This window comes from Spirillospora sp. NPDC000708 (assembly GCF_040299565.1).
Lineage (GTDB): Bacteria > Actinomycetota > Actinomycetes > Streptosporangiales > Streptosporangiaceae > Spirillospora.
This window is the reverse complement of record NZ_JBEPCJ010000061.1, coordinates 14688-35188: the sequence shown is the minus strand read 5'-3', so window position 1 is coordinate 35188 and position 20501 is coordinate 14688. Positions and strand designations below refer to the sequence as shown.

At 75.2% G+C, this 20501-nt stretch carries 21 protein-coding genes; 14 read left to right on the top strand and 7 right to left on the bottom strand.

Going from position 1 to position 20501, the window contains the following annotated elements:
• The first annotated feature begins 57 nt into the window (after positions 1-57).
• The gene (locus ABT299_RS34205; RefSeq protein WP_190865711.1) at positions 58-1416 is read left to right on the top strand and encodes an AarF/UbiB family protein; all 1359 of its coding nucleotides are present in this window, start codon (positions 58-60) and stop codon (positions 1414-1416) included.
• Between the two features lie 74 nt (positions 1417-1490).
• Here ABT299_RS34205 and ABT299_RS34200 read toward each other — a convergent pair whose 3' ends face one another.
• Positions 1491-2336, bottom strand: a complete 846-nt coding sequence (locus tag ABT299_RS34200; RefSeq protein ID WP_433234142.1) for a siderophore-interacting protein — start codon at positions 2334-2336, stop codon at positions 1491-1493.
• 188 nt (positions 2337-2524) lie between these two features.
• On the opposite strand from ABT299_RS34200, the gene ABT299_RS34195 reads away from it, so the two are divergent.
• The 7 genes from ABT299_RS34195 (at position 2525) to glpK (ending at position 10396) form a co-directional block, all read left to right on the top strand.
• A complete protein-coding gene (locus ABT299_RS34195) occupies positions 2525-2986 on the top strand; it encodes a nuclear transport factor 2 family protein (protein WP_500253247.1) in 462 nt (153 codons plus the stop codon).
• Between the two features lie 77 nt (positions 2987-3063).
• Positions 3064-4737 (top strand): FUSC family protein, encoded by a 1674-nt coding sequence (locus tag ABT299_RS34190; protein WP_500253246.1) that lies wholly within the window; start codon positions 3064-3066, stop codon positions 4735-4737.
• Between the two features lie 44 nt (positions 4738-4781).
• Positions 4782-5285, top strand: coding sequence for a MarR family winged helix-turn-helix transcriptional regulator (locus ABT299_RS34185; protein WP_387026242.1), 504 nt, complete (start codon positions 4782-4784; stop codon positions 5283-5285).
• 105 nt (positions 5286-5390) lie between these two features.
• Positions 5391-6164, top strand: coding sequence for a cyclase family protein (locus tag ABT299_RS34180; protein WP_190869000.1), 774 nt, complete (start codon positions 5391-5393; stop codon positions 6162-6164).
• The gene (locus tag ABT299_RS34175; protein ID WP_500253245.1) at positions 6161-7852 is read left to right on the top strand and encodes a thiamine pyrophosphate-binding protein; all 1692 of its coding nucleotides are present in this window, start codon (positions 6161-6163) and stop codon (positions 7850-7852) included. The genes ABT299_RS34180 and ABT299_RS34175 overlap by 4 nt, the downstream gene beginning before the upstream one ends.
• 92 nt (positions 7853-7944) lie before the next feature.
• A complete protein-coding gene (locus tag ABT299_RS34170; protein WP_241756529.1) occupies positions 7945-8796 on the top strand; it encodes an MIP/aquaporin family protein in 852 nt (283 codons plus the stop codon).
• Between the two features lie 82 nt (positions 8797-8878).
• Positions 8879-10396 (top strand): glycerol kinase GlpK, encoded by a 1518-nt coding sequence (glpK, locus tag ABT299_RS34165; RefSeq protein ID WP_190868200.1) that lies wholly within the window; start codon positions 8879-8881, stop codon positions 10394-10396.
• On the opposite strand, the gene ABT299_RS34160 is transcribed toward glpK, so the two are convergent.
• On the bottom strand, positions 10372-11361 hold the full coding sequence (locus ABT299_RS34160; protein WP_500253244.1) for a Gfo/Idh/MocA family protein: 990 nt from the start codon (positions 11359-11361) through the stop codon (positions 10372-10374). The two genes, glpK and ABT299_RS34160, sit on opposite strands and share 25 nt — an antisense overlap.
• A gap of 120 nt (positions 11362-11481) precedes the next feature.
• Here ABT299_RS34160 and ABT299_RS34155 point away from each other — a divergent pair, with 120 nt between their 5' ends.
• On the top strand, positions 11482-12378 hold the full coding sequence (locus ABT299_RS34155) for a S1 family peptidase (protein ID WP_500253243.1): 897 nt from the start codon (positions 11482-11484) through the stop codon (positions 12376-12378).
• Positions 12379-12384: 6 nt separating this feature from the next.
• Here the strand turns inward: ABT299_RS34155 and ABT299_RS34150 are convergent, their stop codons facing one another.
• Complete coding sequence (locus ABT299_RS34150) at positions 12385-13200, bottom strand: SigB/SigF/SigG family RNA polymerase sigma factor (protein ID WP_190868195.1); 816 nt, start codon at positions 13198-13200, stop codon at positions 12385-12387.
• 228 nt (positions 13201-13428) lie between these two features.
• Between ABT299_RS34150 and ABT299_RS34145 the strand changes: the two genes are divergently transcribed.
• The 5 genes from ABT299_RS34145 (at position 13429) to ABT299_RS34125 (ending at position 16459) form a co-directional block, all read left to right on the top strand.
• The gene (locus ABT299_RS34145) at positions 13429-13929 is read left to right on the top strand and encodes an SRPBCC family protein (RefSeq protein WP_190868194.1); all 501 of its coding nucleotides are present in this window, start codon (positions 13429-13431) and stop codon (positions 13927-13929) included.
• A gap of 130 nt (positions 13930-14059) precedes the next feature.
• A complete protein-coding gene (locus ABT299_RS34140) occupies positions 14060-14545 on the top strand; it encodes a fluoride efflux transporter FluC (RefSeq protein WP_500253242.1) in 486 nt (161 codons plus the stop codon).
• Positions 14542-14892 carry a DUF190 domain-containing protein gene (locus ABT299_RS34135; protein WP_190868193.1) on the top strand — a complete coding sequence of 117 codons (351 nt, stop codon included), beginning with the start codon at positions 14542-14544 and terminating at the stop codon, positions 14890-14892. The genes ABT299_RS34140 and ABT299_RS34135 overlap by 4 nt, the downstream gene beginning before the upstream one ends.
• The gene (locus ABT299_RS34130; protein ID WP_387026229.1) at positions 14889-15251 is read left to right on the top strand and encodes a fluoride efflux transporter FluC; all 363 of its coding nucleotides are present in this window, start codon (positions 14889-14891) and stop codon (positions 15249-15251) included. The genes ABT299_RS34135 and ABT299_RS34130 overlap by 4 nt, the downstream gene beginning before the upstream one ends.
• A gap of 320 nt (positions 15252-15571) precedes the next feature.
• Positions 15572-16459 (top strand): polysaccharide pyruvyl transferase family protein, encoded by an 888-nt coding sequence (locus ABT299_RS34125; RefSeq protein WP_347257131.1) that lies wholly within the window; start codon positions 15572-15574, stop codon positions 16457-16459.
• 20 nt (positions 16460-16479) lie between these two features.
• Here ABT299_RS34125 and ABT299_RS34120 read toward each other — a convergent pair whose 3' ends face one another.
• The 4 genes from ABT299_RS34120 to ABT299_RS34105 are packed head-to-tail and all read right to left on the bottom strand — an operon-like array spanning position 16480 to position 20453.
• Positions 16480-17436: an NAD-dependent epimerase/dehydratase family protein gene (locus ABT299_RS34120; protein ID WP_387026225.1), complete on the bottom strand. Its 957-nt coding sequence runs from the start codon at positions 17434-17436 to the stop codon at positions 16480-16482.
• Between the two features lie 10 nt (positions 17437-17446).
• The gene (locus ABT299_RS34115) at positions 17447-18391 is read right to left on the bottom strand and encodes a glycosyltransferase family 9 protein (protein WP_500253241.1); all 945 of its coding nucleotides are present in this window, start codon (positions 18389-18391) and stop codon (positions 17447-17449) included.
• On the bottom strand, positions 18382-19059 hold the full coding sequence (locus ABT299_RS34110; protein ID WP_500253240.1) for an SDR family oxidoreductase: 678 nt from the start codon (positions 19057-19059) through the stop codon (positions 18382-18384). The genes ABT299_RS34115 and ABT299_RS34110 overlap by 10 nt, the downstream gene beginning before the upstream one ends.
• Positions 19056-20453: a PfkB family carbohydrate kinase gene (locus ABT299_RS34105; RefSeq protein ID WP_500253239.1), complete on the bottom strand. Its 1398-nt coding sequence runs from the start codon at positions 20451-20453 to the stop codon at positions 19056-19058. Before ABT299_RS34105 ends, ABT299_RS34110 begins: the two co-directional genes overlap by 4 nt.
• Positions 20454-20501 lie beyond the last annotated feature (48 nt).

The following is a 20501-nucleotide window of genomic DNA, read 5'->3' as shown; positions in this document are numbered from 1 at the left end:
CCGCCATGAGAGGCTGGAGATCATTGGACGCACTGTCGAACGAGGGACGGCCGGGCCGTGACTGACATCCCCCGCCGCGCGGTGACGCGCACCGCGAAACTGGCGACGCTCCCGCTCGGCTTCGCCGGGCGCACCGCCCTCGGTTTCGGCAAGCGGACCATCGGCCGTCCCGCCGAGGCCGTCGCGCTGGAGGTCCAGCGGCGCACCGCCGAGCAGCTGTTCTCCGTGCTCGGCGAGCTCAAGGGCGGCGCGATGAAGGTCGGGCAGCTCCTGTCGATCTTCGAGGCCGGGCTGCCCGAGGAGGTCGCCGCGCCGTTCCGCGCGAGCCTCACCCGGCTGCAGGAGGCCGCGCCGCCGATGCCGGCCGCCACCACGCACAAGGTCCTCGCCGAAGGGCTCGGCGCCGACTGGCGCGACCGGTTCGCCGAGTTCGACGACCGGCCCGCCGCCGCCGCGTCCATCGGCCAGGTGCACAAGGCCGTCTGGCACGACGGGCGGACCGTCGCGGTCAAGGTCCAGTACCCGGGCGCCGCCGACGCGCTGATGAGCGACTTCAACCAGATCTCCCGGCTGAGCCGCGTGATCACGCCGCTGTTCCCGGGCGTCGAGGTCAAGCCGGTCGTCGCCGACCTGAAGCGGCGGCTGCAGAAGGAGCTCGACTACGTCGACGAGGCCCGCGCCCAGACCGCCTTCCACGACGCCTACGCCGGCGATCCCGACTTCGTCGTCCCGGCGGTCGTCGCGCAGTCCGGGAACGTGCTGGTCACCGAGTGGCTGGACGGCACCCCGCTGGCCAAGGTCATCGCCGAGGGGAGCCGGGAGGAGCGCGACCGCGCGGGCCTGCTGCTGTTCCGCTTCCTGCTGTCGGGCCCGTCCCGCTGCGAGATGATCCACATCGACCCGCACCCCGGCAACTTCCGGCTGCTGGACGACGGCCGGCTCGGCGTCATGGACTTCGGCGGCGCCGCCCGCGTCCCCGACGAGCTGCAGTGGTCGATCGGCCGGCTGCTGCGCATCGGCACGCTCGGCGACCCCGACGAGATCGTGGACGCGCTGTGGGAGGAGGGCTTCCTCGCGCCGGACGCGGAGGTCGACCCGGAGGAGGTGGCCGCGCTCGTCACCCCGCACGCCGCGCCGTTCGCCGTCGACCGGTTCCGCTACACCCGCGAATGGATGCGGGAGCAGACGGCGCGCGGCCTCGGCCTCGCCTCCGACATGCGGCCGGGCGCGCTCGCCCGCCAGTTCCGGCTGCCGCCGCAGTACCTGGCGGTGAGCCGCGCCCTGGCGGGCGGCGGCGGTGTGCTCTGCCAGCTGGAGGCGGAGGGCGACTACCGCGCCGAGGCCGAGCGCTGGCTCCCCGGCTTCGCCGACGACGACGGCCCCGACCTCAACGACGAGACCGAGGCCACCGCCTGACCCGCGAGCCCGGCCGCGCGGCCGGGCCGAACGCGCGGCGGACGCCGCGGGACGCCGGCGAGCGGAGGCCGCCGTCAGGAGAGGGCGCGGGCCTCTTCCTCCTCGACCTGGCGGTTCCAGTCGCGCTTGCTCGACTGCCAGCCGTCCTCGTCGCGGCCCCGGCGCCAGTACCCGGAGATCGACAGCCGCTCCATCGGCAGGCCGCGGTCGACGCGCAGGTGGCGGCGGAGCGCCTTGACGAAGTTGGCCTCGCCGTGGACGAACGCGTGCACGTCGCCGTCGGGGAAGTCGAGCTTCTGGACGGCCTCGACGAGCAGGTCGCCGACCTGGCCGCCGTCGCGGTGCAGCCAGACGATCTCGGTGCCGGCGGAGGCGCGGAGGTCCTGCTCCTCCTCCGGCCCGGCGACCTCGACGAACACGCGGGCGGGCACCCCGTCGGGGATCCGCTCCAGCGAGGCGGCGATCGCGGGGAGCGCGCTCTCGTCCCCGACCAGGAGGTGCCAGCCGGCGTCGGGGCTGGGCGCGTAGGCGCCGCCGGGGCCGTTGAAGAAGATCTCCTCGCCCGGCCGGACGCGCGCCGCCCACGGCCCGGCGATGCCCTTGTCGCCGTGGTGCACGAAGTCGATGGTCAGCTCGACGGCCTCGGGGTCCCAGGCGCGGACGGTGTAGGTCCGGACGCTCGGCCACTGGTCGCGCGGCATCTCGGCGCGGACCCTCTCCATGTCGAACGGCTCGGGGTACTCCACGCCCGGCTGGGGGAACAGCAGCTTCACGTAGTGGTCGGTGAACGCTCCGGCGCCGAACCCGGCGAGGTCCTCGCCGCCGAGCACCACGCGGATCATGTGCGGGGTGAGGCGCTCGGTGCGCAGCACCGTCCCCCGGTTGAGCCTGCGCCCCTTGCGTACCGGTTCCGTCGCCATGCGGACCTCCGCCGATATGGATCAGTGGTAATTAGGCAACCCTAACCTCTGACGCGTCAGGATTGTTCCGCCGGACCCGGCGTGTTCCGCCGCCCGTGCCCGGCGGGACGCCGGGGGCCGACGGCCGGACGCCCGCCGGGGTACGGTCTGCGGGGCGGCTTCCTCTGCGCACGGGACGGGTGAGGCGGTTGGCGGTCAGCAGGCAGACGATGACGGACGAGCAGCGCAAGTCGGTCGCGCTGGAGTATCTCAAGGGGTTCGACAACGGCGGGGTGACGTCCGACGGCGCGCCGCTGCTGGACCTGTTCGCCGACGACGCGCAGGTCTACTTCCCGAAGTGGGGCCTCGCGACCGGCAAGGAGGCGATCGGGCGGCTGTTCGGCGACGTCGGCGCGACGATCGCGTCCATCGAGCACCACTACGCCACGTTCAACTGGGTGTTCTCCGGCGGGGACATCCTGGTGGTGGAGGGCACGAGCCACGGCGAGCACCGGGACGGGCCCTGGCGGGCGGGCGTGCCCGAGTGGGGCGCCGGGCGGTGGTGCGACGTGTTCGAGATCCGCGACTGGAAGATCCAGCGGGTGTTCATCTACCTGGATCCGGACTACGCGGGCGGCGACACGGCCCGTTATCCCTGGTTGACGGAGTAGCCGGGGCGGCGGGCACGTGGCGGGGAGCACACGCCTCCCATATATTTCACGAGTAAATTACTTGTTAAGCTTTAGGGGTGAGCGAGAAGAGCATCGGCGCCCCGGCCGTCCGGATCCGGCCGCTTCCGCTGCGCGGCGTCCTGAAGGTCGGGAAGGCGGCCGACATCTGGCACAAGGCCGCCCTGAGCGCGCCCATCGCGTTCGGCGTGCCCGCGCTGGTCCTGCTGGCCCTGGGCCGCCTCGACCTCGCGCTCTACACCTCCGCCGGGTCGCTGTGCGCGATCTACTCGCACGGCGAGCCGTACGCCTCCCGCGCCCGCTTCATGGCGGTGATGGTCCTCGGCATGCTCGCCGGCGTCGGGATCGCGCTCGTCACCGCGGCCTCCACCGACTCCGCGGCGATCCGCGTCGCGGTCGCCGCGCTGCTCGCCGCCGCCCACAAGACGCTCTGCGACGCGGCGCGCACCGGGCCGCCCGGCGGCCTCATCCTCACCTTCGTCGCGGCGAGCTGCCTGTTCGTCCCGCACGAGCGGCTCGCGGACGTCCCGTTCCACCTGGCCCTCGGCCTCGCGGGCGGCGCGGTCGCCTGGCTGGTCACCATGGCGCCCGGACTCGTCCGGCCCGACGGACCCGAGCGGACGGCGGTCGCCCGCGCGCTGGAGGCCGCGTCCCGCCTCGCCGGCGCGGAACCGGACGGCGCGGCGCGCGCCCGCCACGACACCGCCGCCGCGATCAACGCCGCCTGGCACACGCTGCTGCGCGCGGGCGCCCGCACCCCGGCCAGGGCCGCGAACCGGCGGCGGCTCGAACGCCTCCTCGTGCACGCCGGGACCGTCGTCGCCGGGACCCCGGACGACCCGGGCCGGCTCGCCGGCTGGGCCGCCGACCTGCGGCGCGACCGGCCCGTCCCGCGCCCGCCCGCCCGTCCCGGCGAGGACGGCGAGCTCGCGGGCATCGCCGCCGACCGCGCCGCCGCGGCGCCGCGCGGCGTCCGCGGCCTGCTGCGGGCGCTGCGGCCGGGCTCGCCGCTGCTGCCCGTCGCCGCCCGCGTCGCCATGGGCGCCGCGCTCGCCGGCTGGGCGTCGATGGCGCTCGGCGTCGGGCGCCCCTACTGGGCGGTGGTGACCGCCGCCGCCGTCTTCCAGGCCAACATCACCCTCAGCTGGCGCCGCGGGCTGCAGCGCGCCGTGGGCAACCTGGCCGGTCTCGCCCTGTTCACCGTCCTGCTCCCGACGACCCGCGCCGGCGGCCTCGCGCTGGTCGCCGCCGTGATGGCGCTGCAGTTCTGCACCGAGGCGACCATGGCCCGCAACTACTGGCTGGGCAGCGTGTTCGTGACGCCGATGGCGCTGCTGATGGTCGAGCTCGCCGCGCTCCAGCCCGCCGGGAGGCTGGCGGCCGAGCGCTGGCTGGACACCTGCGTCGGCGTCGCGGGCGGCCTGCTGAGCTGCGCGCTCGTCACCAACCGCCGCGCCACCGGCCGGATCGGCGCCGCGCTCGCCCGGCTCGACGCCGCCACCGCCGCCGCCCGCGCGCTCGGCGGCGGCGCCCCGGACCCGGCGGAGGCGGCGCGGGCCCGCGACCGCCTGGCGTCCGTGCTGGTCGACGTGCGGGACGCGGTCGACGTCGCGTCCGGCGAGTGGTGGCAGGGGGCACTGCCCGCGGAACGGGTCGAACGCGCCGAACGCGACGGGCACCGGGCCCTCGCCGCGCTCGCGCCCGGCCGCGGCCCCGCGTCCCGCGCCGCGTGACGGGCGTACGATCGCCCGGACGGCACGCGGAGGGGGAGGCGGGCGTGGAGGACGTGGTCGCCGAGGTGATCCGCCAGTGGCGGGTCGTCCATCCCGGGCTGGACACCGCCCCGCTGGCGGTCATCGGGCGCATCACCCGCTGCGCCGCGCTGCTGCAGCAGGCCGAGGAGGGCCCGCTGAGCCGCGAGGGGCTCGTCCGGGCCGAGTTCGACGTGCTGACCGCGCTGCGCCGGCTCGGGCCCGGCGTCACCCCGACCCGGCTCGCCCGCGAGACGTTCTCCTCCGGCGCCGCGGTGACCAAGCGGGTGCGCCGGCTGCAGGAGCGCGGCCTGGTCGAGCGGCGCCCCGACGAGCGGGACCGGCGGGTCCAGCACCTGGCGCTCACCGAGGACGGCCGGGCGCTGATCGACCGGATCATGCCGGACCAGGTGGGGTACGAGTCCGCGCTGCTGTCGGGGCTGCCGGAGGACCGGCGCGACGCGCTCGCCGGCGCGCTCGCCGAGCTGCTCGTCGTCCTGGAGGGAAGGCTCGGCGGACTGATCGGATAGGGCGGCGCACCTGCGCCGGGTGACCCTGCGAACAGGGGCATCTGCGGTACGTTCGGATCGCCCCGCGCGAGACCCCCCAGCCCGTACGCTCCGCCCGGAGGAACGATGCCCGTCCTCGACCAGCTCCTCGCCGCCCTCGCCGCCGGCTCGGTGGAGATCGTCGATCTCACCGCCCCGCTGTCGGACCGGACGCCGATCCTGCGGCTGCCCGAGCCGTTCGCGAACACGGTCCCCTTCTCGCTGCGGGAGATCAGCCGGTACGACGACCGCGGGCCCGCCTGGTACTGGAACGACATCACGACCGGCGAGCACGTCGGCACCCACTTCGACGCGCCCGTGCACTGGGCGACCGGCCGCGACGGCGAGGACGTCGCGCAGGTCCCCGCCGGACGGCTCGTCGCCCCGGCGGTCGTGCTCGACGCCTCCGAGCACGCCGCCGCCGACCCCGACTTCCTGCTGGAGATCGACCACGTCCGCGCGTGGGAGCGGGCGAACGGCCCGCTGCCCGACGGCGGCTGGCTGCTGTACCGGACGGGCTGGGACGCGCGCTCCGGCGACCAGGAGGAGTTCCTCAACGCCGACGAGAACGGCTCGCACGCGCCGGGCGTCTCGCCGGAGTGCGCCCGCTGGCTGGCGGAGGAGACGCCGCTGCTCGGCCTCGGGGTGGAGACGGTCGGCACCGACGCGGGCGGCGCGCACGCGTTCGATCCGCCGTTCCCCTGCCACTCCTACTTCCTCGGCGCGGGCAAGTACGGCCTCACCCAGCTGCAGAACCTGGCCCGCCTGCCGGTCCGCGGCGCCGTGCTGGTCGCCGCGCCGCTGCCGATCGTCGGCGGCTCCGGCAGCCCGGCCCGCGTGCTGGCCCTGGTCGAGCGATGATCGTCGCGGAGGCCGTGGGGGAGGCCCTCGCCCGCCTCGGCGCCGAGACGGTGTTCGGCGTGGTGGGCAGCGGCAACTTCCACGTCACCAACGCGCTCGCCGCGCACGGCGCCCGCTTCGTCGCCGCCCGCACCGAGGGCGGGGCGGCCACGATGGCGGACGCCTACGCGCGGGTGAGCGGCGGGCTCGGGGTGGTGTCGGTGCACCAGGGGCCGGGCCTCACCAACGCCGTCACCGGCATCGCCGAGGCCGCCAAGAGCCGCACGCCGCTGCTGGTGCTGGCCGGCGAGGTGGCCGCGTCGGCGGTCCGCTCGAACTTCCGGATCGACCAGGCCGCGCTCGCGGCGGCCGTCGGCGCCGTCCCGGAGCGGGTGCACTCCCCGGAGACCGCGCTCGCCGACGTGGCGCGGGCCTGTCGCACCGCGCTCGCGGAGCGCCGCACGGTGCTGCTCGGGCTGCCGCTGGACGTCCAGGGCGCGGAGCTGCCCGCCGGGGACGCGCGGGCGCCCGCGGGCTACCGGCCCCGCCCGTCGCGGGTCCCGCCGCTGCCCGTGCCGCCGCCGGGCGCGGTCGCCCGCCTCGCCGACGCCCTGCAGGCCGCCGAGCGCCCGGTGTTCATCGCCGGGCGCGGCGCGCGGCTCGCGGGCGCCGGCCGGGAGCTCGCCGCGCTCGCCGCCCGGTGCGGCGCGCTGGTCGCCACCTCCGCCGTCGCGCGGGGGCTGTTCGCCGGCGACCCGTTCGGCCTGGACGTCAGCGGCGGGTTCGCGACGCCCGCGGCGGCCGAGCTCATCGCCGGCGCCGACCTGCTCGTCGCGTGGGGCTGCTCGCTGAACATGTGGACGACCCGGCACGGCGCCCTCGTCGGCCGCACGGCCGCGGTCGTCCAGGTCGACGTGGACGCCCGGGCGCTCGGCGCGCACCACCGGGTCGACCTCGGCCTCATCGGCGACGTCGCGGAGACCGCCCGGGCCGCCGACGCGGAGCTGGAGGCGCGCGGGCACTCCGCCACCGGGTACCGCACCGCGGACGTCGCCGAGCGCCTCGCCCGCGAGGGCCGCTGGCAGGACGTCCCCTACGAGGAGGACAAGGAGCACGACCGGCACCCGGACGGCGGCCCGCGCATCGACCCGCGCACGCTGACGATCGCGCTGGACGGGCTGCTGCCGCGCGAGCGCACCGTCGCCGTCGACTCCGGCAACTTCATGGGCTACCCCGCGATGTTCCTGGACGTCCCGGACGCCGACGGGCTGGTGTTCACGCAGGCGTTCCAGTCGATCGGGCTGGGCCTGGCCACCGCGATCGGCGCGGCGGTGGCCCGCCCCGGCCGGCTCACCGTCGCCGCGCTCGGCGACGGCGGCGCGCTGATGGCCGCCGCCGAGCTGGAGACGGCCGTCCGGCTCGGCCTCGGCCTGCTGGTGGTGGTGTACGACGACGAGGCCTACGGCGCGGAGGTCCACCATTTCGGGCCGTCCGGCCATCCGCTCGGCACCGTCACGTTCCCGCCCGCCGACCTGGCCGCCATCGGCCGCGGCTACGGCTGCGCGGCGGCCACCGTCCGGCGGCCCGCCGACCTCGGCGCGGTGGCGCGCTGGCTGGAAGGGCCCCGCGACCGGCCGATGCTGGTGCACGCGAAGATCACGCGGGGGCGGCCGTCCTGGTGGCTGGAGGAGGCCTTCCGGGGACACTGACCCGCGCCGGTTCGTGTAGCGGGCGATCACCGGGGAAGGAACGCGGAAAGTGATCATCCACTGACCCAGCGTCACATCCCCGAGGAGGAGAGATGGCCGCACTCCCGCGAGGACGAAGACTCCCGGACCTCGCCGTCGAGATGTCCGCGGAGTTCGCGGGGACCCTGATCCTCATCCTGTTCGGGGTGGGCGTCGTCGCGCAGGCCGTCGCGGCCAGCGGGCTCGGCGCCCCGCAGAGCCTCGGCGGCCACGACGCCATCACCTGGGCGTGGGGATGGGGCGTGACGCTCGGCGTCTACGTGTCGGCGCGCCTCAGCGGCGGCCACATCAACCCGGCGGTGACGATCGCGCTCGCGGTCTTCAAGGGCTTCCCGTGGCGGAAGGTCATCCCGTTCATCTTCGCCCAGATGCTCGGCGCGTTCATCGCGGCGCTCATCGTCCGGTGGAACTACAGCGAGATCCTCGCCAAGTTCGATCCCGGGCACACCGTCAAGACGCAGTTCGTGTTCTCCACCCTGCCGGGCAACGGGACCCTGCCGATCCACACCTGGGGCGCGTTCCGCGACCAGATCATCGGCACCGCGATCCTGCTGTTCCTGGTGCTGACGCTGACCGACGCGCGCAACTCGCCTCCGCTGGCGAACATGGCGCCGCTCATCATCGGGCTCGTCGTGGTCGCGATCGGCATGGCGTTCGGCTCGGCCGCCGGGTACGCGATCAACCCGGCGCGCGACTTCGGGCCGCGCCTCGCGCAGTACATCACCGGCTACGACACCGCCTGGCGAGATCAGTTCGGGCACTTCTACTTCTGGGTGCCCCTCGTCGCGCCGGTCATCGGGGGCATCCTGGGCGCCGGCCTGTACATCCTGCTCATCGGCCGCAACATCCCCGAGGAAGGCCCCGGGGGCACCGAGCCGAGGCCCGAGTACGACGTCGAGGAGTGACGGGCGCCGCCCGTTTCCCGCCCTCGACGTCCCCGCCCGCACGTCCCCGCCCCGAACGTCCCGCGCAGAAAGGCAGAGCCGCATGGCCGACTTCGTCGGCGCCCTCGACCAGGGCACGACCAGCACCCGTTTCATGATCTTCGATCACGGCGGCAACGAGGTCGCCCGCCACCAGCTCGAGCACGAGCAGATCCTGCCGCGGGCCGGCTGGGTCGAGCACAACCCGACCGAGATCTGGGAGCGCACCCGCGCGGCCGTCCAGACGACGCTGAACAAGGCGAACCTGCACCACGACGACCTCGCCGCGTTCGGCATCACCAACCAGCGCGAGACGACGCTGGTGTGGAACCGCCGCACCGGCCGCCCGTACTACAACGCGATCGTCTGGCAGGACACCCGCACCGACCGCATCGCCTCCGCGCTGGAACGCGACGGCCGCGGCAAGACGATCCGGCACCGCGCCGGGCTGCCGCCCGCGACGTACTTCTCCGCCGGCAAGGTCCAGTGGATCATGGAGAACGTCGACGGGGTCCGGGAGGCCGCGGAGAAGGGCGAGGCCGTCTTCGGCAACATGGACACCTGGGTGCTGTGGAACCTGACCGGCGGGACGGACGGCGGCGTGCACGTCACCGACGTCACCAACGCCAGCCGCACCATGCTGATGGACCTGGAGACCCTCGACTGGGACGAGGAGCTGCTCTCGTTCTTCGGCATCCCGCGCGCGATGCTGCCGGAGATCAGGCCGTCGTCGGCGCCCGACCCGTACGGCGTGACGCGCCCGGACGGCCCGCTCGGCGGGGAGGTGCCGTTGACCGGCATCCTCGGCGACCAGCAGGCCGCGACGGTCGGCCAGGTGTGCTTCTCGCCCGGCGAGGCCAAGAACACCTACGGCACCGGCAACTTCCTGCTGCTCAACACCGGTGAGGAACTCGTCCGCTCCAAGGCCGGGATGCTCACGACGGTCTGCTACAAGTTCGGCGACCACCCGGTGGTGTACGCGCTGGAGGGCTCGATCGCGGTCACCGGGTCGGCGGTGCAGTGGCTGCGCGACCAGCTCGGCATCATCTCCGGCGCCGCGCAGAGCGAGAACCTGGCCCGGCAGGTCGAGGACAACGGCGGCGTGTACTTCGTCCCCGCGTTCTCCGGCCTGTTCGCCCCGTACTGGCGGTCGGACGCGCGCGGCGCCATCGTCGGGCTCTCGCGCTTCAACACCAACGCCCACCTCGCCCGCGCCACCCTCGAATCGATCTGCTACCAGTCCAAGGACGTCGTCGAGGCGATGCGCGAGGACTCCGGCGTCTCGCTGGACGTGCTCAAGGTGGACGGCGGCGTGACGGCGAACGAGCTGTGCATGCAGATGCAGGCCGACATCCTCGGCGTCCCGGTGTCGCGCCCGGTCGTCGCCGAGACCACCGCCCTCGGCGCCGCCTACGCCGCCGGCCTCGCCGTCGGCTTCTGGAACACCACCGACGAGCTGCGCCAGAACTGGAACGAGGACAAGCGCTGGCTGCCCACCTGGGACGACGAGCAGCGCGAGAAGGGCTACGCCGGCTGGAAGAAGGCGGTCGAGCGGACCTACGGCTGGGTGGAGGTCGACTGACCGAACTGGGCGGTGATCTCGTCGATCGTCCGCAGGATCGCGACGGTCTCGTCCAGCGGCATCAGCGGCGACTCGGTGAGGCCGGCGCGCAGGCAGCGCGCCACCTCCTGCGCCTGGTAGGTGTAGCCGTGCCCCTCGATGTCCGCGGTGAGGACCTCGGGGTCGCCGCCGGTCCGCACGACCGTCATCGACGCGGGCCGGTAGAACGGGGACGCGACGTCGACGCGGCCGCGCGTCCCGATGACGGTGGCGGTGTGCGGCGAGTCGCCGAGCAGCCCGCAGTGCAGCAGCGCCACCGCGCCGGACGCGTAGCCGAGCAGGACGCCCGTGTTGGCGTCCACGCCGGTCGGCGCGGGCGACGCGGTGGCCTGCACGGACGCGGGCGGGCCGAGCAGCGGCCAGGTGAACGACAGCGGGTAGCAGCCGAGGTCCAGCAGCGCGCCGCCGCCCAGCTCGGGCGACCACAGCCGGTGCTCCGGGTCGTAGGTCCGGGTGATGGAGAAGTCGGCGTACACGGCCGTCACGTCACCGATCGCGCCGCCGGCGACGAGGTCGCGCAGCCGCCGGACGAGCGGGTTGAACCGGGTCCACATCGCCTCCATCGCGAACACGCCGCGCTCGCGGGCGAGCGCCGCGAGCTTCTCGGCGTCGGCGGCGCCGGTGGTGAACGGCTTCTCCACCAGCACGGCCCGCCCCGCCTCTATGCACTGCCGCGCGGGTTCGTAGTGCAGGGGGTGGGGCGTGGCGACGTACACGACGTCGACGCCGTCGTCGGCGGCGAGTGCGGCGTAGGAGCCGTGCGCCCGGGGGACGCCGTACCGTTCGGCGAACGCGGCGGCGGTGCCGTGCGAGCGCGAGCCCACGGCGGCGACCTCGTGGCCGGGGAGGCGCCGCACGTCCTCGGTGAACACCGAGGCGATGCCGCCCGTCCCGAGGATGCCCCAGCGCAGCGGTGAGTCGGTCATGAGCCGATCGTACGGGGTGGCGGTCCTTCCACCGGCGGTGATGTTGATCTAGCATCCGCCGGGGACAGCGTCGTCACCGGCCGGTCACCGTGCGTGCCGGTCCGCCCGAGAGGACCCCGCATGAACCGGCCATTCGCTGGAGCCGTCACCGCGTCGATCGCCCTCGCGGGCGCCGCCGGCGCCGCGGCCCTGGCCGCCCCGGCGAGCGCCGCCCCGACCGCCGGCCCCGCCACCGCCCCCGCCGGCCCCGCCGCCCCCGCCGGCCCCGCCGCCCGCGGGCACGGGGAGGCCGACTTCACCGGGATCGTCGCGCTCAGCAACTGCTCGGGCTCCCTGGTGCGCGGGCCGCGCTCGCGCGACTCCGACGCGGCCCTGGTCCTGACCAACGGCCACTGCCTGGAAGGCGGGATGCCGGAGCCCGGGCAGGTCATCGTCGACCGGCCGTCCGCCCGGGCGTTCACGCTGCTCGACCGGACGGGCCGCTCGAGCCTCGGCACGCTGCGGGCGACCAGGGTCGAGTACTCGACCATGACCGACACCGACGTCACCGTGTACCGGCTGGACGAGAGCTACGGGACCATCCGCAAGCGGTACGGCGTCCCGGCGCTCCGGCTGTCGACCGCGCCTCCCCACGACGGCACCGAGATCCGGGTCGTGTCGGGCTACTGGCAGACCAGCTACGCGTGCAAGACCGACGCGACCGTCTACCGGCTGCGGGAGGCCGGATGGACGTGGAAGGACTCCATCCGGTACACGCCGCAGTGCCGGACGGTCCACGGCACCTCCGGCTCGCCCGTCATCGACGCGAACACCCACCACGTCGTCGCGATCAACAACACCGGCAACGACGACGGCGAGCGCTGCACGCTGAACAACCCGTGCGAGGTGGACCGCAAGGGGAACGTCACCGTCCGGCAGGGCACCCACTACGCCCAGCAGACCTACCCGCTGGCACGGTGCCTCGGCGAGGGCAACGACGTGGCGCTGGGCGGGTCCTGCGCGCTGCCACGGCCCTGACCCGGGTCAGCCCTCCGCGAGCAGCCCGCCGCGCAGCCGCTCCAGGGTCGCCCGCAGCAGCCGCGACACGTGCATCTGCGACAGCCCGACCTGCTCGGCGATCTGCGTCTGCGTCTTGTTGCCGAAGAACCGCAGCAGCAGGATCGTGCGCTCGCGTTCGGGCAGCTCGTCGATCAGCGGCCGCAGCGCGTCGCCGTCGATGAGGTTCTCCAGGGCGGGGTCGTCGGAGCCGAGGCGCTCGCCGACCGTCGCCGCGTCGCCCTCGGCGCCGCCGTCCGCCGGCGCCTCCAGCGACAGCGGCCGGTAGGCGTCGCAGGCGATGATCACCTCGACCGTCTCCTCCTCGGTGATCTCCATGACCGCGGCGATCTCTCGGGTCGTGGGCGAGCGGCCGTGCTCGCGGGTGAACCTCTGGACGGTGCTCTGCAGCACCGGCCGGAGCTCCTGGATGCGCCGCGACACCCGCACACCCCACGTCTTGTCCCGGAAGTGCCGCTTCACCTCGCCGGTCACGACCGGGTAGGCGTAGGTGACGAACCGGTCGCCCACCTCGGGGTCGAACCGGTTGATGGCCTTGACCAGCCCCAGAAACGCGACCTGCTGCAGGTCGTCCAGCGGCTCGCCCCGGTTGGCGTACCTGCGCGCGATCCCCCGGACGAGCGGCCCGTGCATCTCCACGATCCGCGTCCGCAGCCGGTCGCGCCGCGGATCGTCCTCCGGCAGGCGTCTCATCTCCGCCAGGAGGAGTTCGGCCTCGCCGTCCCCGAAGCGGGGGAGCGGGTCGTCGGAACGCGGGGAGCTGGACGGACGCGCCGACGTCATGGGGGTCTGGTCTCCTTCGCAGAGGTGCCGGCGATGGGCGGGGACGCTGATCGCTGCGCCTCCTGTACCCGGGGAAGCGCCGCTCACACCGCGCCCGCCGCTGTGCGGAAGCCCACCGCGCGCAGGCGGAAGGCACCGAGTGGACGGAAGGCACCGTGTAGGCGGAAGGCACTGTGTAGACGGGGGCGGTACGGGTAGCGGGGCGGGTGACGGACGAAGGGGAGCCCCGTGAGCACGATCACCGAGTCGGTCAACGTCACCGTCCCGATCCGCGTCGCCTACGACCAGTGGGCGCGGTTCGAGGAGTTCCCGCGGTTCATGGAGGGCGTCGAGGAGATCCGGCGGGTGGACGACACCACGCTGCACTGGACCGTCCGGGTCGCCGGCGTCACCCGGCGCTTCGAGGCGCGGATCACCGAGCAGGTGCCGGACGAGCGCGTCGCGTGGACGTCGACGGAGGGCCCGGCGCACGCGGGCGTGGTGACGTTCCGCCGCCTCGACGGCGACACCACCCGCGTCACCGCGCAGATGGAGTTCGCGCCCCAGGGGTTCGTGGAGAAGACCGGCGACAGGGCCGGGGCGCTGCACCGCCGCGTGAAGGCCGACCTGCGGCGCTTCAAGACGTTCGTGGAGTCGCGGGGCGGGCGGACGGGCGGGCGGCGCGGCGAGGCCGGCCGTCCGGGTCCTGACCGGGCGGGGCCGCTCCGGCGCGGTCCCGGTGATCGGTAGACTGGGCGCGCGCCCTCGGGAGAGCGGCGCCACGGCGGTGGGGCCCGCCGTCCCCGCCACGGGGAGAACCGCGGTGCGATCCGCCAACGGTCCCTACCGGTGACCGATGTTCCGCTGGTAGGAGTGTGCCGTGCCCGATGCCGTGACGGGACGTCCCGTGGACCCCGACGTCGACCTCAGCGTGCCGCGCCAGCGGTTCGAGCTGCGCCGCGCCCCGTGGGCGACGCTCGGTGCCATCGCCGCGGGAGGGATCCTCGGGGCGCTCGCCCGGTACGGGCTGACCGAGGCGATGCCGTACCGGCCGGGAGAGTTCCCGTGGCCGGTGTTCCTGATCAACGTGTCGGGCTGCCTGCTGATCGGGGCGCTGATGGTGCTGATCACCGAGACGTGGCGCGTGCACCGGCTCGTGCGGCCGTTCCTCGGCGTCGGGGTGCTCGGCGGCTACACCACCTTCTCCACCCACATCGTCGACTTCCAGAAGGCGCTGTCGGCCGGGGCGCCCGGAGTGGGATTGCTGTACCTCGGGGGAACACTCGCCGCCACGCTCGCCGCGGTGTTCGCGGGCGTCCGGCTGACCCGCCTCGCCGTCCGCGCGCGTCCCAGGGAGCGGTCATGAGAATCCAGGGTCCGGCACTGCGCCTGACCGTGTTCGTCGGGGAGAGCGACCGGTGGAACCACCGGCCGCTGTACACCGAGATCGTGCACCGTGCCCACCGGGCCGGGCTCGCCGGCGCGAGCGTGCTGCGCGGATGCGAGGGGTTCGGCGCGTCCAGCCGCATCCACACGTCCCGCATCCTGTCGCTGTCGGAGGACCTGCCGATGGTGATCGTGATCGTGGACGCCGAGCGGAAGATCCGCGCCTTCCTGCCGGAGCTGGACGAGCTGGTGGAGGAGGGCCTGGTGATCATCGACCCGGTCGAGGTGATCCGCTACACGGGCCGCGGCACGGAGGGGGAGGCGTGACGGTCCTGCTCGTCGCGCTGGGCGCGGCGCTCGGCGCGCCGCTGCGGTACCTCACCGACCGGGCCGTGCAGGCGCGCCACGACTCGGTGTTCCCGTGGGGGACGTTCACCGTCAACGTGGCGGGGTCGGCGCTGCTGGGGTTCCTGGCGGCGCTGCCCGTGTCCGGGGGCCCGATGGCGTTCGCCGCGACGGGTTTCTGCGGCGCGCTGACGACGTACTCGACGTTCGGTTACGAGACGCTCCGGCTGGCCGAGGACGGCGCGCGCTTCTACGCGGTCCTCAACGCGGGCGCGAGCATCGCCGGCGGGCTCGGCGCCGCCTACTGCGGGATGGCACTCGCGCAGGCGTTCACGGGCTGACGGCCCGTCCCGCGCGCAAGCGCGCAGGGCGCGGCGGAAACTTGGCGCGGCCCAGGCTCGCTGACCAAGGGACCTGGCAGAACCCGGCCGGCGAGTGGGCCGCGACGGTACCGTTCCCGTCCGCCCAGTTCGGTAAACCGGCAGGTGTCCGAAGTGTCACGGAGCGGGGAGGCGGGCCACGCGGCGGCCCGCGCTCCGTCACGAGCCGCCCAAGCCGGGGCCGCCGCGGACATGGGCGCGCCGTCCCCGGGTAACTGCCACCCGCGCGTGAGCTACGGGGGGATCGACATGGCTCGTCCGAACGGTCTGCCGAGGGCGGCGTGCGGGCACTGGTGACCGGCTGGCCGAGCTTCCTGCACGGCGAGGCCACGGCGGGGGACGTCCTGGCGATGGAGGCCGTCCGCCGGGCGCTCGTCGGCGCCGGGATCGGGTGCGACGTCGCCTGGAGCCCCGTCTTCCGCCCGGGCGGCCTCGACCTCGGCCGGGCGGATCCCGCGCGCTACAGCCACCTGGTGTTCGCCTGCGGCCCGCTCCACGGCGCGCAGGTCGAGGAGCTGCACCGAAGGTACGCGCGCTGCCGGCGCGTCGCGGTCGGCGTCTCGGTCATCGATCCGGACGACCCCGCCGTCACCGGCTTCGACGCCGTCCTGCCGAGGGACGCGCCGGGGACGGCGGCGCGGCACGACCTCGCGGCGCTGCCGGAGGCGGAGCGGGTGCCCGTCGCGGGGGTCGTGCTCGCCCCGGGCCAGCGCGAGTACGGGGCGCGCCGCCGGCACGACCGGATCGAGGCCGAGCTCACGGACTGGCTCACCGGCCGCGCGTGCGCGCGGCTGCCCCTCGACACCCGGCTCGACCCGCGCGACTGGCGGCTGTTCTCGACGGCCGCCGAGCTGGAGTCCGCGCTGCGCCGCCTCGACGTGGTCGTCACGACACGCCTGCACGGGCTCGTCCTCGCGCTGAAGAACGGCGTCCCCGCCCTGGCCGTCGACCCGGTGGCCGGCGGCGCGAAGGTCGCCGCGCAGGCCCGCGCCTGGTCGTGGCCCGCGGTCGTCACCACGGGCGAACACGACGCGCCGCCGCTGCTGGACCCGGCGGAACTCGACCGGTGGTGGCGCTGGTGCCTGGCGCCCGGGGGCGCGGGCCGCACGCCCGCCCGGCCCCCGTCCGCCGGCCTCCTCACCGACCTCCTGGCCGCCCTCCGGGCCTAGCCCGTGGCGCCCGGCCGCGGCTAGGCGGGACGGGCGACGAGCAGCTCGCGGGAGAACCACTCGATGGTGGAGAGCAGCCCCTCCTCGATGCCGAACCGCGGGCGCCAGCCGAGCACCTTCTCGGCGAGCGAGGTGTCCGGCCGCCGCACCTTCGGGTCGTCCTGCGGCCGGTCGACGAACCGGATCCGCGACCGCGACCCCGTCAGCTCGACGACCAGCCCGGCGAGGTCGGCCATGGAGATCTCGTACGGGCTGCCGATGTTGACCGGCCCCGGATGGTCCGACATCGCGAGCGCGATGATGCCCCGTACGGTGTCGCAGACGTGGCAGATCGACCGGGTCTGCGAGCCGTCCCCGGTGACGGTGAGGTCCTCGCCGGTCAGCGCCTGCCGCAGGAACGTCGGGATCGCGCGGCCGTCGTCGGGGCGCATCCGCGGCCCGTAGCTGTTGAAGATCCGCACGATCCCGGCGTCCAGCCCCCGGGAGTGCCGGAACGCCGACGTCAGCGCCTCCCCGAACCGCTTGGCCTCGTCGTAGACGCTGCGCGGGCCGACCGGGTTGACGTTGCCCCAGTACGTCTCGGGCTGCGGGTGCACCAGCGGGTCCCCGTACACCTCGGACGTGGACGCCAGCACGAAGCGGGCGCCCTTGCTCTCCGCGAGCTCGAGCGCGTTCCGGGTGCCCTGGCTGCCGACCTCCAGCGTCTGGATCGGATACCGCATGTAGTCCGCCGGGGACGCCGACGACGCCAGATGGAACACGTAGCCGACGTCGCCGGGCACGTGCACCGGCTCGGTGAGGTCGCGCCTCAGGAACCGGAAGTCCCGCCGGTCGGCGAGGTGCGCGATGTTGCGGGACGTGCCGGTCAGCAGGTTGTCCAGGCAGACGACCGAGATGTCCTGGGCCAGCAGCGCCTCGCACAGGTGCGAGCCGAGAAAGCCGGACCCTCCGGTGACGACGGCGCGGGCATGCCTCATCGGTTTCCTCCTAAGCGTGTAGCGTGAGCGCCTTCCCGGCGGCCTCGACGGCCTCGTCCGCGGAGATCTCCAGCAGGCCGGGGTGGGGTTCGCCGCCGTGCGGGTCGCCGGACCGCCCCGCCCACAGCACCCGGTGCTCGGCCCGGTCGGGCGGCCCCCACCGGGCGGGCGGCGTCGGCCCGAACAGCAGCACCGACGGCGTGCGGAAGGCGGTCGCGAGGTGCGCGACGCCGGTGTCGCCGCACACCACCAGCCGGGCGCCCGCGACGAGCGCGGCCAGCTGCGGCAGACGGGTGCGGCCGGCGAGGTCGTCGCGGAGGTCGAGCCGCGCGAGCTCCATGACGCGGTGCGCGAGCGGCCCCTCGCCGGGGCCGCCGGTGACGACGACCCGCTCGCCGCCGGCGCGCAGCGCCGCCGCGACCGCGGCGAACCGCTCGGCCGGCCAGCGCCGCGCCGCGAACGCGGCCCCCGGATGGACGACGACGGCGCCGGGCGCGGGCGAGGGGATCGCCGGCGGCGCCAGGTCCAGGTCGTCGGGATCGGCGTCGAACCCGTAGGCGCGCACCAGCCGGCACCAGCGCGCCACCTCGTGCTCGCCCGGATCCCAGTCGGGCCCGTCGGTGTGCAGCGCGCCCGCGGACGCGAAAGCCAGCAGCCGGGCGGGCCCCAGCGCCGCCAGCCGCCGGTGGCTCTGCGGGCCCCGGCCGTGCAGGTTGACGGCCGTGCCCACCGGCTCGGCGGGCGGCAGCGGGCCGAGCCCGGAGTCCGCCGGCAGGACGTCGTCGACAGCGCCCGTGGCGAGCGCCAGCGGCGCCAGCGCGGGCGGCGCGGCGAGCGTGATCCGCGCGCCGGGCATGCCGCGCCGCAGCGCCCGCAGCGCGGGCACTGCGGTGAGCAGGTCGCCCAGCCCGAGCGCCCGCAGCACCAGCGCGCGGCGGGGGGCCGTCACGGCCACGAGGGCTCCTTCGACGGGCAGACCACCATCTCCCGCACCTCGCAGCCGGGCGGCTGCCGGAGCGCGAAGGCGATCGCCGCGGCGACGTCCTCCGGCCTGTTCAGGTGGGCGTCCGGCCCCGGCTTGTACTGCTCGGTGCGGTCGTCGAAGAACGCGGTGTCCATCCCGCCCGGCACGATCATCGTGACGGCGACCCGGCCGGCCATCTCCGCGGCCAGCGCGCGGGTGAAGCCGACGACGCCGAACTTGGACGCGCAGTACGCGGTGGCGTCGCTGAGCGCCCGCAGCCCGAGCGTCGAGGCGACCGTGACGATCCGCCCGCTCGGCTGGTTATCCAAGTAAGGGAGCGCGGCGCGGACGACGGCGGCGGTGCCGAGCAGGTTCACCTGCACGACCCGCTCCCAGTCCTCGGCGGGCACGTCGCCCAGGGTGCCGCACGCGTCGGTGCCTGCGGCGGTGACGACCGCGTTGAGCCCGCCCGCCGCGCGCGCCAGCCCGTGCACGGCGCGCTCGGCGCAGGGCCGGTCCGCCAGGTCCGCCTGCATGTGCTCGAAGTCGTCCTTCGGGGGGTGCCGGTCGAGGATGAGGGGCCGCCCCCCGTCCTCCGCGACCTTGCGCGCGACGGCCGCGCCGAGTCCGGAGGCCCCGCCGGTGATGAGGACGTTCATGACGCGTTTCCCTTCGTGGTGGACAGCAGGCGCGTGGTGGAGCGCCCTTCCAGCAGAGGCAGCAGGACCACCTCGCCGTTGTGCGCCCGGACCGTCTCGGCCTCGGGCAGGATCGTCCCGGCGTAGTCGGCGCCCTTGACCCAGACGTCGGGGCGCAGCCGCTCCAGGAGCGGGGCCGGGGTGTCGTCGTCGAACACGACCGCGGCGTCCACGTCGCTGAGCGCCTCCAGCACCCGGACGCGGTCCGCGGCCGGCGTCACCGGGCGGGTCGGGCCCTTGCGGCGGCGCACCGAGGCGTCGGAGTTGACGCAGACGATCAGGCAGTCGCCGAGCCGCCGGGCCTGCTGCAGCATGCTCACGTGCCCGGCGTGCAGCAGGTCGAAGCAGCCGCCGGTCGCCACGACCGTGCCGCCCGCCCGCCGCGTCCGCTCGACGACGTCCCAGGCGTCCTCCCCGCGCTCGGGGACGAGCCGGGCCGTGCCGGACTCGGCGAGCTGCGCCGCGACGGCCGCCGCGGCGCCCGCCCGGACGTAGTCCGACGCGCGCCGCACGCCCGCGGTGACGGCGCCGGCGAGCGACGCCCCGTCCGCGAGCGCCTCCACCGTCCCGGTGGCGAAGCTGTCGCCGGCGCCGCAGGCGTCGCCGCGGGCCGGCTCGGCGGGCGCGAGGAACGGCGCCTCCGACCCGTCGCACAGCAGCGCGCCCTCGGACCCGAGCGTGATCGCGACGCCCTCGATGCCCCACGACCGGCCGAGGTGCCGGCCCCGGCGGCCCGCCGCCGACAGCCCGAACCCGGTGATGTCGGCGCCGTCCGCGGCGGCCAGCCGGGCGGCCTCCTCCTCGTTCGGGGTGAGCAGCCGCGTCCCCGGCACCGGCCGCTCCCCGCGCGGATGCGGGTCCCACACGACCGGGACGCCGCGCGGCAGCGCGGCGAGCAGCGACCGGACGGCGCGGTGCCGGGTGACCCCGCGCCCGTAGTCGGAGACCAGCACCGCGCCGGCCCCCGCGATCGCGTCGGTGACGCGCGGGCCGACGGGCCCGTCGAGGGCCTGCCCTTCCCCGGCGTCCAGGCGCGCCACCGACTGGTCTCCCGAGCGGATGCGCAGCTTGCAGGGAGTGCCGCCGTGCAGGTGGAACGCGGCGACCTCCATGTGCCGCTCCAGCATGGCGCGCAGCCGCCGGCCCGGCTCGTCGTCGGCGAGCGCGGTGACCAGCACGACCTCCCGGCCGCCGGCCGCCGCCAGCAGCGCGGCCAGCCCGGCGCCGCCGGGCCGGGCGTGCTCCTCCGCCTGCTCGACGACCGGGACGGGCGCGTCCGGGCACAGCCGGCTGCTCGTGCCGACGATGTCGACGTCGAGCAGCACGTCGCCCACGACCACCAGCGGTGCGGTCATCTCGCCTCCTTCCGCGGGGACGGGCCCCCGTGCCTCCCGGCGGCGGCC

Bases quoted from the DNA above. Each gene is read 5' to 3' on its own strand.
- ABT299_RS34200 (WP_433234142.1), bottom strand. From the start codon at position 2,336: ATGGCGACGGAACCGGTACGCAAGGGGCGCAGGCTCAACCGGGGGACG.
- ABT299_RS34180 (WP_190869000.1), top strand. From the start codon at position 5,391: ATGCCCGTCCTCGACCAGCTCCTCGCCGCCCTCGCCGCCGGCTCGGTG.
- ABT299_RS34175 (WP_500253245.1), top strand. From the start codon at position 6,161: ATGATCGTCGCGGAGGCCGTGGGGGAGGCCCTCGCCCGCCTCGGCGCC.
- ABT299_RS34170 (WP_241756529.1), top strand. From the start codon at position 7,945: ATGGCCGCACTCCCGCGAGGACGAAGACTCCCGGACCTCGCCGTCGAG.
- glpK (WP_190868200.1), top strand. From the start codon at position 8,879: ATGGCCGACTTCGTCGGCGCCCTCGACCAGGGCACGACCAGCACCCGT.
- ABT299_RS34160 (WP_500253244.1), bottom strand. From the start codon at position 11,361: ATGACCGACTCACCGCTGCGCTGGGGCATCCTCGGGACGGGCGGCATC.
- ABT299_RS34155 (WP_500253243.1), top strand. From the start codon at position 11,482: ATGAACCGGCCATTCGCTGGAGCCGTCACCGCGTCGATCGCCCTCGCG.
- ABT299_RS34150 (WP_190868195.1), bottom strand. From the start codon at position 13,200: ATGACGTCGGCGCGTCCGTCCAGCTCCCCGCGTTCCGACGACCCGCTC.
- ABT299_RS34135 (WP_190868193.1), top strand. From the start codon at position 14,542: ATGAGAATCCAGGGTCCGGCACTGCGCCTGACCGTGTTCGTCGGGGAG.
- ABT299_RS34120 (WP_387026225.1), bottom strand. From the start codon at position 17,436: ATGAGGCATGCCCGCGCCGTCGTCACCGGAGGGTCCGGCTTTCTCGGC.
- ABT299_RS34110 (WP_500253240.1), bottom strand. From the start codon at position 19,059: ATGAACGTCCTCATCACCGGCGGGGCCTCCGGACTCGGCGCGGCCGTC.
- ABT299_RS34105 (WP_500253239.1), bottom strand. From the start codon at position 20,453: ATGACCGCACCGCTGGTGGTCGTGGGCGACGTGCTGCTCGACGTCGAC.